General features: G+C 44.4%; 12 protein-coding genes and 2 tRNA genes. 5 read left to right on the top strand and 9 right to left on the bottom strand.

Features of this window, described 5'->3' with window-relative positions; translation table 11 throughout:
• Nucleotides 1–12: 12 nt before the first annotated feature.
• Nucleotides 13–1,290, bottom strand: a complete 1,278-nt coding sequence (locus tag AC5EF3_RS08815; protein ID WP_493547775.1) for a dipeptidase — start codon at nt 1,288–1,290, stop codon at nt 13–15.
• Nucleotides 1,291–1,487: 197 nt separating this feature from the next.
• On the opposite strand from AC5EF3_RS08815, the gene AC5EF3_RS08810 reads away from it, so the two are divergent.
• Nucleotides 1,488–1,964 (top strand): GtrA family protein, encoded by a 477-nt coding sequence (locus AC5EF3_RS08810; RefSeq protein ID WP_493547774.1) that lies wholly within the window; start codon nt 1,488–1,490, stop codon nt 1,962–1,964.
• A 45-nt stretch (nt 1,965–2,009) separates the two neighbouring features.
• Here AC5EF3_RS08810 and AC5EF3_RS08805 read toward each other — a convergent pair.
• From AC5EF3_RS08805 to AC5EF3_RS08770, 8 genes are all read right to left on the bottom strand, one after another.
• A tRNA-Asn gene (locus tag AC5EF3_RS08805) sits at nt 2,010–2,085 on the bottom strand.
• A 434-nt stretch (nt 2,086–2,519) separates the two neighbouring features.
• Nucleotides 2,520–2,593, bottom strand: a tRNA-Cys gene (locus AC5EF3_RS08800).
• Nucleotides 2,594–2,884: 291 nt separating this feature from the next.
• On the bottom strand, nt 2,885–3,652 hold the full coding sequence (locus AC5EF3_RS08795; protein WP_493547773.1) for an SDR family NAD(P)-dependent oxidoreductase: 768 nt from the start codon (nt 3,650–3,652) through the stop codon (nt 2,885–2,887).
• Nucleotides 3,649–4,254 (bottom strand): DUF3833 domain-containing protein, encoded by a 606-nt coding sequence (locus AC5EF3_RS08790; protein ID WP_493547772.1) that lies wholly within the window; start codon nt 4,252–4,254, stop codon nt 3,649–3,651. Before AC5EF3_RS08790 ends, AC5EF3_RS08795 begins: the two co-directional genes overlap by 4 nt.
• 25 nt (nt 4,255–4,279) lie before the next feature.
• Entirely contained in the window at nt 4,280–4,777 is a 498-nt protein-coding gene (locus tag AC5EF3_RS08785) for a chalcone isomerase family protein (protein WP_493547771.1), read from the bottom strand.
• A complete protein-coding gene (locus tag AC5EF3_RS08780; RefSeq protein WP_493547770.1) occupies nt 4,770–5,951 on the bottom strand; it encodes a class I SAM-dependent methyltransferase in 1,182 nt (393 codons plus the stop codon). The genes AC5EF3_RS08785 and AC5EF3_RS08780 overlap by 8 nt, the downstream gene beginning before the upstream one ends.
• Nucleotides 5,948–6,733: a DUF1365 domain-containing protein gene (locus AC5EF3_RS08775; RefSeq protein WP_493547769.1), complete on the bottom strand. Its 786-nt coding sequence runs from the start codon at nt 6,731–6,733 to the stop codon at nt 5,948–5,950. Before AC5EF3_RS08775 ends, AC5EF3_RS08780 begins: the two co-directional genes overlap by 4 nt.
• 2 nt (nt 6,734–6,735) lie before the next feature.
• Complete coding sequence (locus tag AC5EF3_RS08770; RefSeq protein ID WP_493547768.1) at nt 6,736–8,037, bottom strand: NAD(P)/FAD-dependent oxidoreductase; 1,302 nt, start codon at nt 8,035–8,037, stop codon at nt 6,736–6,738.
• 81 nt (nt 8,038–8,118) lie between these two features.
• On the opposite strand from AC5EF3_RS08770, the gene AC5EF3_RS08765 reads away from it, so the two are divergent.
• The 4 genes from AC5EF3_RS08765 to AC5EF3_RS08750 all read left to right on the top strand — a co-directional run.
• Nucleotides 8,119–8,907, top strand: coding sequence for a sigma-70 family RNA polymerase sigma factor (locus AC5EF3_RS08765; RefSeq protein ID WP_493547767.1), 789 nt, complete (start codon nt 8,119–8,121; stop codon nt 8,905–8,907).
• Complete coding sequence (locus tag AC5EF3_RS08760; protein WP_493547766.1) at nt 8,904–9,563, top strand: ChrR family anti-sigma-E factor; 660 nt, start codon at nt 8,904–8,906, stop codon at nt 9,561–9,563. The genes AC5EF3_RS08765 and AC5EF3_RS08760 overlap by 4 nt, the downstream gene beginning before the upstream one ends.
• 191 nt (nt 9,564–9,754) lie before the next feature.
• Nucleotides 9,755–10,405: a protein-L-isoaspartate O-methyltransferase family protein gene (locus AC5EF3_RS08755; protein ID WP_015827168.1), complete on the top strand. Its 651-nt coding sequence runs from the start codon at nt 9,755–9,757 to the stop codon at nt 10,403–10,405.
• 139 nt (nt 10,406–10,544) lie between these two features.
• Nucleotides 10,545–11,928 (top strand): TolC family outer membrane protein (locus AC5EF3_RS08750; protein WP_493547765.1); only part of this gene is annotated, 1,384 nt, incomplete at its 3' end.

The following is an 11,928-nucleotide window of genomic DNA, read 5'->3' as shown; positions in this document are numbered from 1 at the left end:
CTTTTAAAATGGCTAGTTTTTTAGTGACGCGGCATAATCTTCAGCAGCTTCCATTAAACGCAAGACATTGCCGCCCCAAATCTTTTCAAGATCTTCTTGAGTATATCCCTCAGCTAATAATCGTTCTGTGATGAGGGGAAAGGCTGCGATATCGCGCATACCTATCACGCCTCCGCCACCATCCCAGTCTGCACCAATACCTACATGATCAGGGCCGATAAGCTTTAGGACATATAAAAGCTGCTCTGCAAAGTCTTCAAAGTCGGCCATATCAGCTGGAAATTCTGCATCAATCTTGCGCCGTTTTTCTAGTAAAAGTGCGCTTTGCTCTGGTGTTGGGTTTGAGCCGTATAATGCTGATTCTTCACGTAGATCGGCATAAGCTTTTTTGCGGAAAGGTTGCTCTTGCAGTTCTTTTAGATATGCGCCTAGCGCATTCATTTGAATGACTCCGCCCGATGCCGCTAGTGTTTTTAACCGCTCATCATCAAGGTTTCTCGGGTGGTCATACAGGGATTTGGTGCCGGAATGAGAGAGGATTATAGGCGTTGCGGACAGCTCTACCATATCGTCAAATGTGAGGTCATGCGCATGGGATGCATCGAGGATCATGCCAAGCCGGTTTGCTTCTTTGACAAGCTCTTCACCTAAGGGAGAAAGACCATTCCATTTTGGTCCCGTTAAATCAGTACCGCTGTCTGCAAATTGGTTGTTAGCAAAGTGGACCGGACCAACCATACGGACACCAAAATTATAGAATGTACGCAGCAAGGAAATATCTTCACCCAGAGGGTATGAGTTCTCTATGCTTTGATAAACAATGCGTTTTCCTTCTGATTTTATGCGAGCAGCATCGCTGGACTTCGTCGCTATTTCAAAATGCTCAGGATAAGCGGCTAACATGCGCTGTATGGCGATGGCGCGCATGAGAGCATGATCTCTCGCTGTTTGGTAACCAAGATCGTTTAGCGGGCCTTGCTGTGTGTAAATAACCCAGAAACCACCATCCAAACCGCCTTCAACCATTCGTGGGAGGTCGACTTGAGAATAATCTAAAATAGGGTCGTGACGTTGGGTGATATCGAAGCCGGGTTTTGCAAGATTAGCGGGCGTATCTAAATGCGTGTCCATGACGACAAATTGATCATGTAGTTTTCTGGCTTCAGTCTGCGGAGATTGCATTTCTAGATTAGTGTTTACGCTAGTGCATCCACTCATAAATAGGGTTGTGCAGGCTGATAGCAATAATTTGGAATAGCGTTTGGTATTACGGGTATGTTTCCGGTGCATGCGACCTGTTCCTTGATCATGAATTAGCGAGCGCTTACTGGCACGTTGAAGACAGTGTAGTGTAATCTCAAGAGTTCAGAACGCAAACGACACAAGATTTTTCAAATAGAAGAAACTAGCGTCGTGAGTGGAAAGCAAATGACTTCGCCGCGTAGTATTTAATACCTCTAAGGCAGTTCAAAGATTGGGTATTGTTGATGAAACAGGCGATTAGGCAAACACTGCGGAAACTATTTGGCTTTTGCATGGTTGGTTTGGTTGGATTGCTTGTAGACATTGCTGTGTTGTCTGCTGTTTTGAACCTTCTTAACCCAATATATGCTCGCATTATTTCATTTCTGGTCGCTGTTTGCGCGACATATTCGTTAAACCGTCAATTTGTTTTCGCCAGTGAGGCAAAGCAAATAAATTGGATCAATGGATTCGTTCGATTCTTCTCTGCAAATGCATTAGGCGGCGCAGCGAATTATCTCACCTATTTAGCATTCGTCTATCTGTCTCCATTTAAAGACTGGATTCAGGCATTAGGAACTGGCTTAGATGAAGTTGTTGATGTACAGCAATATGTAGAGTGGGGGCCGTTACTTGCTGTTATTCCGGGCACTTTGGTTGGGTTGGTATTCAATTTTACGATGACAATGCTATTTGTTTTTAAACCAAAGCCGCAAAGATAGATTTTGAGGGAGAGATAAATCATCCTTTCAAAATCTGAAAGGGAATGGCTCCGCGAGCAGGACTCGAACCTGCGACCAATCGATTAACAGTCGATTGCTCTACCAACTGAGCTATCGCGGAACAACGTTAGAGGACGCGGTATATCTAGCGTTCCAAATATGTGCAATCCCTAATTTGCCTCAAAATGCATTTCTTTTAAAAAAAATTGGATTTTCACCTAAAAACGGCACAAAAAAAACGGGAGCTAGAAAAAGCTCCCGTCAAGGCGTTGGGTGATGGTGGGTGTCTTCAGAGAAGACATAGGCAATATGCTCCATTTGGGTTAATGAGTGGTTAAATTATTGAATTTCCCTAAAATTTCGTTTTAATTTTATCAGTTTTCAGAATTATTTGTTAACTTTGAAGCCTGTGCAGTTTTTTGAATATGCAAATAAGCTTGAGTTTCTTGTTTTATGTCAAAACAAGAGCTGCAAGATTAGCTTGATAAATGGAAAATTAGATTGAGCGGGATTGGAATGCGTTAAAATTTCAAATGACGCATAGAAGATTTACAATGGAGGCCACGTCCGGACTCGAACCGGAGTACACGGATTTGCAATCCGCTGCGTAACCACTCCGCCACGCGGCCTAACCATTGAAATCATTATATTGACCAGCAACTTAGTTGCCAATCAAGATTCGACAACAGAAGCTATCGATAGTGAGGGAGCTTACTTATCAGCTTTTACTAATTAGTGAAGGCTTTTTATCCAGTTTTATACTGAAAATTGCTAAATCTGTGTCGAACCAGTCTCTATCCATTGTGGAATTTGTGAGGGGGTTGTGTTGATTTTCTGTGTTTGGCGGTGTTGTTGGTACAATACGGTGACGTAAATTGGTTCAGATGTGTTTCAGATAGGGGTGTGAGCAATCACAAATTCTATTTGGTTTTAAAAAATTTCTGAACAACCGGAAAATACAGTGAATTAGGTAGCAGACCTAGCAAACGAAATATAAGTGCAAACCGTTTGGGATAATTTGTCTGAAACCGATTCGTTTCCATCGCAGATTTTGTGCGTTGGGCGGCCTCATCTGGTGACATTATAAATGGCATTTTGAATTCGTTTTTGTCAGTCAATCGGGTTTTGATAAAACCGGGGTTGATGAGCTGTATTTTGAATTTATCTGGGTCTAAGTCAGCTCTTAAACCTTGGGCCAAATGCATCACGCCCGCTTTGCTGGCACCATAGGCTGAGCTAGCTGGAATACCCTTAAAGCCAGAAAGCGAACCGATCATCACAATATGGCCGGAGTTCTGTTTGTTCATATAGGGCAGGTATTGACTTAGAACGCGGATTGCCCCCGTGAAATTGACGTCGCAGATTGATGCAGCATTTTCAACATCCCAAGTTTGCGCCGTCATGGGTGCATATTGTCCTGCGCAAAACACAATGCCATCAAGGTCTCCATTTTGGATCACCGTTTCAAATGCCGATGCAATGCTTTTACTATCAGTGACATCACATGGTGCGGCTTTCGCTGGTGAAGGTAGTTTATTCGCCAGTTTTTCTAAGGCGTCTTCATTGCGAGCGGAAAGGGTGAGAATTGCGCCATCAGCTGATAAGAGTTTTGCTAATGCTTCACCAAGGCCTGCGCTTGCGCCAATTATCCAATAGTGTGTGCCTTCCCAAGAGGTTGACTGTGTCATTCAGCAGCCTCCAGATTATTATCCCCTTTATTGTAGAAAACCGAATCTTCGGCGATGTCTCTGTGTTTAAAAACAGCGACAAGTTCAGCCACTTTGATACCAAATTTTCGCATTTGAGATCGGTTGATGATAGTGCCTTCATCTGTGAGATACATCCAATCAGTGACGCTGAGGACATGTCCACCAGCATCTTCTGCTAGTTTCAGCTTATACTTCATTTGCAAACTATTGCCTGAAGCAATGCCAACGCCTTCGCCAACCAAATCTGGAGCTGTTGCGGTAAAGCCGCCGTCTTCTTTAAATTTTAGTGTCCATTCGCGTCTGTCTTCTCTGCCAGATGCATAAATGAAGTGCTCAGCTAATGTGCCGCCATTTTCGTCAAAATTACCTGTCATGCGGGCTTTGAAACGAGAGACGACCTTGCCTGTGTAATCATAGATCAAACCTTCGGAGAGATAGTCTCCTTTAAGTGTTGTCTTGGGATCAAAGACAGGTGTTGCTTCTGCGTAATCAGCGGGCTTTTGGTGAGAAAACCCCCAGACACAGCCAGAGAGTAGAAACAAGGATACAATAATGAAAACAATTGTCGAAAAATAGGTCATGGAGCAGCCTTTGAATTATTGAAAACTATTTGCCGATTAGGCTTGAAGTTTTAGATGGGTAACGGCCATTGGGATCGAGCCAGATAGCAAAGAAGGCATCGCTAAAATCTGACTCCTGCATTTGGCAGGTCAGTTCGCCATTTTTGAAAAAATTGGTTTTATCTGCCGAGAGTTTTTGACCCGTTATGACGACGCCTTTTTCCACATCGCCAAAACAAGATTCTAGCGGAGAACGTAAGTGTTCCAGCTCTTCTTCTGTTTTTTCAGTTAGGCGGGCCATTTCGATAATGGATGCATTGGCTAGTTTGGTCGCTGAGATGTCACGTGCATATGTCAAAGTCAGATCAAAACGGTTTTCTTTGGAATAGCGACCATCTTTAGACAAAAGAGCGGCGTCATAGAGTTTGAAAGGCCCAAAATAATATTTGGCCGTGCCGACAAGTTTCATGTCTGAAGTTGTGGGTTTTGATATTGCTGGATCAGATATGAGCAAAGCTAGAATAATTGGAAAAAGACTAAGCATGTGTCAGCTCCACATGAACGACATTTGTCCGGTTTCCTTGCTCAAAAGCGGCTGCACATGTGTCTAGGTAATATTTCCATCCTCTGAGGAATTCGGGCTTGTAGCCTTCTGACTGAAGTTCAGGAATGCAATCTTCAAATTTTGAACGCCATTCTCTGAGCGTGCGTGCATAATCTTTTCCAAAACGGAAGAGATTTTCTGTTTTAAGCCCGACGCGCTCTGCCTGACGATTAATCTCACCGGGTGAAATCAGCATGCCGCCTGGGAATGTGTATTGGCGAATAAAATCGGTGCGGGTGCGATAAATATCGAATGTGTCGTCCTCGACAATAATCGCTTGCAAGGCAGCGCGACCATTGTCAGCGAGTTTATCTTTTATGGTTTTAAAATAGGTGGGCCAATAGCGTTGCCCAACAGCTTCTACCATTTCGATAGACACGATTGAATCAAATTTGCCTTTAATGTCGCGATAGTCTTCTAAGCGGATATCGGCGCGTTTTTCCAGCCCATGCTTGGCTATGCGGTCGTTTGCAAAGCGATGTTGTTCTTTTGAAATGGTAACAGCGGTTAGCTTATTATCACTGGTCTCAAGTGATCGCTGTGCAAAGCCGCCCCAACCACAGCCAATTTCCAATGTATTTTCACCCGAATTTGCGACCGCGTTTATGAGGCGGTCGTATTTGGCATTTTGAGCTGATTCAAGCGATTGGTTTTCGTCAGTATAAAGCGCGGCGGAATAAGTCATGCTAGGATCTAACCAACGGCTATAAAAATCGTTTGATATGTCATAATGCGCGGAAATATTACGCCGAGAGCCAGCTTTGGAGTTTGCGCGTGCAAATCTGTCAGTTGCAATAAATAAAAGGCGTTGGAATGTGGCTCCGCCAAAAGGTGTTTTGATTACATCATGATTGAGCAATGCCAAAGTGGATAGCGCTTCAAGATCTGGTGTGTCCCACATACCTTGCGCATATGTTTCACCAAGGCCAACATCACCGCGCAAAGCTAAAGCAGGCAGCACATCCCAATGTTTTATCTGCCAATATACGGCAGGAAGGCCTTGCCCGAAAATATGCGTTTTACCATCAGGCATTTCGACTGTTAGCGTTCCGGTATGGATGTTCTCCAATAATTGGAAAAACTTTTTCTCTGAACTCGATTTAGAAAAAATCATTGAGACAATTCCTGTGTTGGAGGAGACGGGCGGCGGCGAAATTTCGCACCTTTGATTTTTAGTTTGATTGCCTGCCAATGGATCAGACTCATGACTCGCAAAGCGCCTAAAGGTAGGCGGAGGCAGGAAGATAAAATTGTGCGGGTTTTCAACGCAAGAAACTCACCCTGGAGTGTGGCGGTGAGACCATCTTCATTAGGTGTTTCATACTGAATTCGAACACTGAAATAATCTGATGTGACGTCAAAATGAAAACGATAATTGCCGTCTAAAGTCTGGAAGGGAGACACATGAAGACGTTTGTCAGTTGTGATTTTATCGGTGGATCTTATGGGTTCGAAATCCGGCATTTTGCAAAGATAGGAGTGGCGGTCGCGGCCGACATTTGTCACTTCGACAACAATTGCGCGAAGGTTTTTTTCGCTGTCTTTAAACAACCAAAAACTGATTGGATTAAAACTATACCCTAGAAAAGCGGGCATTGTTAAAAGTTCAACGATTGCAGCAGCTTTTGCTGGAATGGAACATGTTTTGATGAGTGATTGGGAATAATCATATAGTGTGGATTTTGCATTTGCGACATCCACATCATTAATGGCCCATATCCCAAATTTGTTGCGTGTCAGTCCATAGGGGAGATTGGGGTCTGCTTTTGAAATGGGAAACAAGACATAATCAGCTTTATAATTAAAAGCATTTTTGACTTTTCCATTTCGGCTATGGAAAACATTGGCCTTTAAAAGCTTTGCTGATCTTTCTGATATGTTGGGGGCTAATTGCACAGCTATGTCACCTCAATGGCGCTAGCTGCCTGAATTGATTGAGCGACATTCAAACCGCTGATCAATCCATCCTCATGGAAACCATAGCGCGTATAGGCTCCGCAAAACCAATAATTATTCTTGCCTTGAATTGAATCTAATTGGTTTTGAGCATTGAGAGCTTTCACATCAAATTGCGGGTGCCACAGCTCTGTTTCATCATAGATAAGGTCTTCGTTTATAGGTTGTTTGGGGTTGAGCGTCACAAATACGGGTGTTTCGTCGGGGATGTGCTGCAATTGGTTCATCCAATAAGTGAAAGATCCATTTGTTTCATCAGCATTTGTGTCGCCGCGATAAACCCAGCAAGACCAAGCCGATTTGCGGTTGGGCATTTGGGATGTGTCACCATGGAGATAGACTTTGTTGGGGTGGTATCTCAGGGCAGATAGGGTGTTTAGCTCTTCATGAGAGGAGTCAGACGCTATTTTAAGTGCCTGATCGGAATGGCAAGCGAACACGATTTCATCAAAGCGTTCGGTTTCACCAGATTCTGTTTTGATCCAAGGTTGAGGGGAACGGCCTGTCGCAGCGATAGGCGTGTGCGTTTTTATAATAACTTGATTAGCTTCTAAGGCGGCATGAAGTTTATCAACATAGGTTTTGCTGCCGCCGATGACTGTGCGCCATTTGGGTCCGTTATGGGCCGATAATAAACCATGGTTTTCAAAGAAACGTACAAAACTCTGGGCCGGAAAGGCTTCCATGTCCTGTCGAGCGGTGCTCCATATGGCTCCAGCTAAAGGATAGAGATAACGCTGGCGGAAATATTCACCTACACCAACATTATCAAGCAATTCTTTCAGTGTCAGATTGGGATCTAAAGTTTGGGTTGTCGCCTGTTTGTTGAACTTTAGAATGTCGCGCAACATGCCTATAAATTTAGGGCTTATTGCATTTTTAGGGTCAGCAAAAACACGGCCAAGATTGGATAAACCATATTCAAAAGCGCCATCATCCAAGGAAACAGCAAAGGACATGCTTGTTTGCGTGCTGGCAATGTTGAGGGTTTTAAATAGGTCTATGAGATTTGGGTAAGTGGCGTCATTAAAGACCATAAATCCGGTATCAACCGGGATATCTCTATTTGGACCGGCCATGCGGGTGCGGGCGTGGCCACCCAATTCAGCTTCACTTTCAAACAGGGTGACATTGTGATTTTGGGAAAGTTTCCATGCAGCGCCCAAGCCAGAAATTCCGCCGCCAATAATTGCGATATTCTTTGAGCTTGTCGGCTTTTGAGGTTTTGTTGTGTCGTAAGCCATGTCGCATCCAAAATCTGGTTTTAAAGTTTGTTTCTGGAATTGATACGACAGGGAATGTTGTTTGGATCACTGAGAAATTTTGTGGATTCAAATACAAAAGAAGTGATCCGGCCCAGCCTCTCCCTCGTATTAGCTGTTATGAATACTCTTAATCCAATCCGAAAGACTGATCACCGGCGCTTGCATATTCGACGCAAACCAGCCAATTCTGCCATTGCGCGTCGCTCTGGTCGAATGCAAGTTGTGCGTGAAGTAGGTGAGAGCCAATTGGTTTTGGAGCAAGAGAGGCAAATCTTGGTAGAGCGCGAATTATCCGTTAATTGGTCTCAAGACCTTCTGCTTGTCGGACAATCTAAAGATAGAGACGCTTTTTCTAGATTATTTGACCATTTTGCGCCGCGTGTGAAATCTCAAATGCTAAAATATGGCGCGTCTAATGAGATGGCAGAAGAGATAGTTCAGGAGACTTTTGTTCTTGTTTGGCGCAAAGCCTCTCAATATAGTGAGGATAAAGCTGCTGTATCGACTTGGATTTTTACGATAGCAAGAAATAAGCGCATAGATTTATTGCGGCGGCAGAACCGACCAGAACCCGATGTCAATGATCCTGCGTTTCATCCCGATCCGATATTGACTGGAGATGATGTACTTACGGGTAAGCAGCGCGCATTAGCTGTACAGCGCGCGATGGATAAATTGCCTCAAAGCCAAAAAGAAGTGCTGCAACGGTCTTACTTTTCTGACGAAACTCACATTGAAATTGCTGAAAGTTTGAAGACGCCTTTGGGAACTGTGAAATCACGCATGAGATTAGCGCTATCCAAATTACGCGCCTTGATAGATGAAGATTTAGGAGAGGGATCGATATGAAAATTTCTCACCATGTAAATGACGATTTTTTGTATCTCTACGCTGCTGGAGATCTCGATTATAGTTGGAGTCTTGCTGTCGCGACTCATTTAGCGATGTGTAGCCATTGCCGTCAGCGTGTTGCGTTCTTTGAAGATGTGTTGGCCGTATCCATGGAAGAAAATTCAACTGAGACCGTGTCTCTCAGTGCGATGGATCTTTTGGATAATATGGATGAAGCTGAAATTTCGGATTCGGACGTTAAACCGACTCATTTCGTAACGCTTGAAAATGAAACTCCTGTCTTTCCTGAACCCTTGCGCTCGCTCGCGGGTGATTTGAAGGATATTAAATGGTCCACTATGGGCGGCGGGGTTAAACAGAAAATTCTGCATGAACAAGATGGTTTGATAGCCCGCCTTCTTTATATACCAGCTGGCGTTGCTGCTGCTTCACATGGGCATAATGGCGTAGAACTTACGCAAGTTGTTGCCGGTGGATATTATGACGGTGATCAGGCGTTTAATTTAGGGGATATGCAGACTGTTGGGCATGATGCGCCCCACCAACCTATTGCAATGCAGGATAGTGCATGTGTGTGTCTGGCTGTGACGGATGCGCCTTTAAAGTTTCAAAATATGTTGCCGCGCTTGTTCCAGAAATTCTTTCGAATTTGATCGCTTACTTCATACGCATAAAGATAGTTTATTGTTCTAATTTGCGTTTGGAAGGGCGGCTAACAGCGAATAAAACTATTCGTCGCATTGCCAAGTTGTCATCCTATGCTAATAGCCGACTATCCACATGTTGTTAAACATGTTGCGCAATAGATTTAAGCCAGCTCAAACAGATATACAGGGAAGCTGCAATGAACGATGCTGTCGCACGCGAAACCATGATCGACACTCAGGTTCGCCCTAACGATGTTACGGACCGCCGTATCCACGCCGCACTTCAAAATGTGCCGCGCGAGGTTTTCTTGCCAAAGTCACGCCACTCTCTAGCCTATGCAGAATTTGAGCATGAAACGTCACAGGGACGTTATATGTGGCGCGCACGTGATTTTGCTAAATTAGTTGAAGCCGCTAAAATTCAAGCAGATGATGAAGTTTTGGATGTTGCCTCTGGTAGTGGGTATTCAGCAGCGATACTTGCGAAACTTGCAGCAGCTGTTGTGGGTGTTGAAACAGACGAAGCATTGGCTGAAGCTGCATCTGCACGTTTGGATAGCCTCGATATAGACAATGCAGACGTTGTTGCCGGTGACATTTCAAAAGGTTTGGCATCTCAAGGCCCGTTTGATGTTATCTTTGTGAATGGATCAGTTGAAGTCATTCCACAAGAATGGAAAGATCAGCTCAAGCAAAATGGTCGTCTTGCTGTGATCGTACGCGAAGGCAAATTAAGCCAAGCAAGAATATATACTCGTTCGGGTGATTCTTTTGCTTGCCGGAGCGTGTTCGATGCTGCGCCGCCTGCATTACCTGGCTTTGAGAAGGCTGAATCCTTCGTTTTTTAGTACTATTTACTTTGGATGAATTTATTGGCGCACTCTTCATGTATTTTCGTTAGGGTGGATTAATATTGTCCCGATATACTCTTGGTTGTGTTTTGAGTTTGTTCAAAGCAGCTGTGGATTTATATAGTTGAGGATTGTTGTGCGTAATACATTGATTTCAGTTTTAATTACATCAGCTGTCTTGAGCAGTGGAATTTCTTTTGCTCAGGACAATGCAGCGACCTCTCCTGATGATATTTTGTTAGGGGCAGAGGGAGAATATGTGGTCTCGTCAGTTGATGCTGACAACGCGCAGTTAAATTCTTCTGATAGTGATCCTGATTTAACAGTTGAGTCGCTTGCTGATTCAATAAGCGCTGCTTACCAGCGTAATCCTTCTATACTTGCGCAGCGCAAAATTCGTATGATTGCTGATGAGAGATTGTCTCAGGCGCACGCGCTTAAACGGCCTCAAGTGAGTGTGAGTTCTTCTGCTGGATACGCAATTTCACGCAATGGTAGAACTGCGTTTGCTGATTTTGAGGCACCTCAAACCACTTTTGGTTTGGAGGTTCGTCAAAGTCTTTGGAATGGTGGCCGTAATGATGCTGCAATAGGCGAGGCAGCGGCCGGCGTCACGCAGGCAGAAAGTCAATTGTTCGCGTTTGAGCAAGATATGATCTTAAACGTCGTTACAAACTATATGGATGTCCTTGCTAGTGAAGCTGAAGTAGATATCCGTAAAAACAATGTGAGTGTATTGGTGCGCCAAGTGGAAGCGGCTTCTGATAGATTTGAAGTTGGTGAAGTGACACGTACTGATGTGGCTCAAGCGCAGGCGCGTTATTCTGGTGCGAAAGCCCAACTTTCTACTGCGCAAGCTAATCTTGTTGCTAATCGCGCAGTGTTCCAAGAATTGGTTGGGCGGTGGCCGACTCAGTTAGAAGCGGTGAATTTCACACCTGATTATCCAGAGGGCCTAGATGACGCAATAAATGCTGCGATGGAATATAATCCTGATTTAGTGGCTTCAAAGGCAAGCGTAAAGGCTTCCGAGCAAAGGTTGCGTTCAGCTAAAGGGCAAAACCGTCCTGACATTTCTATTGTGGGCGCCGCTGGCCTAAGTCAGACTTATCAAGACGATACGTTTAACAATGAGAACGCGTCTGTTGTGGCTCAGTTGACGCTGCCGTTATATACAGGTGGCCGTATTTCATCACAAATCCGGGCGTCGGCTTTGGAGCGCGATCAATTGCGTTTACAGCATCGTGCTGCTGAAAGATCTGTTTTGGTGCAGGTTACTCGGGCTTGGCATTCAGCTTTAGCATCCCAGCGCACAATTGAAGCATCTCAACAACAAGTGGAAGCTGCACAGATTGCATTTGATGGAGCAGAACAAGAATTGGCTGTTGGGCTCAGAACAACACTCGATTTGTTGGACCAAGAACAAGAATTACTGGATGCTCAGCTAGCACTTGTGCAAGCAAATCGCACACATTACATTGCCGTTCACCAATTATTGGCGGCTATGGGAGCGCTGACAC

The sequence above is a fragment of the Hirschia sp. genome, from assembly GCF_058892565.1.
This window is presented reverse-complemented; position numbering and strand designations above follow the sequence as displayed.

Bases quoted from the DNA above. Each gene is read 5' to 3' on its own strand.
- AC5EF3_RS08815 (WP_493547775.1), bottom strand. From the start codon at position 1,290: ATGCACCGGAAACATACCCGTAATACCAAACGCTATTCCAAATTATTG.
- AC5EF3_RS08810 (WP_493547774.1), top strand. From the start codon at position 1,488: ATGAAACAGGCGATTAGGCAAACACTGCGGAAACTATTTGGCTTTTGC.
- AC5EF3_RS08795 (WP_493547773.1), bottom strand. From the start codon at position 3,652: ATGACACAGTCAACCTCTTGGGAAGGCACACACTATTGGATAATTGGC.
- AC5EF3_RS08790 (WP_493547772.1), bottom strand. From the start codon at position 4,254: ATGACCTATTTTTCGACAATTGTTTTCATTATTGTATCCTTGTTTCTA.
- AC5EF3_RS08785 (WP_493547771.1), bottom strand. From the start codon at position 4,777: ATGCTTAGTCTTTTTCCAATTATTCTAGCTTTGCTCATATCTGATCCA.
- AC5EF3_RS08780 (WP_493547770.1), bottom strand. From the start codon at position 5,951: ATGATTTTTTCTAAATCGAGTTCAGAGAAAAAGTTTTTCCAATTATTG.
- AC5EF3_RS08770 (WP_493547768.1), bottom strand. From the start codon at position 8,037: ATGGCTTACGACACAACAAAACCTCAAAAGCCGACAAGCTCAAAGAAT.
- AC5EF3_RS08760 (WP_493547766.1), top strand. From the start codon at position 8,904: ATGAAAATTTCTCACCATGTAAATGACGATTTTTTGTATCTCTACGCT.
- AC5EF3_RS08755 (WP_015827168.1), top strand. From the start codon at position 9,755: ATGAACGATGCTGTCGCACGCGAAACCATGATCGACACTCAGGTTCGC.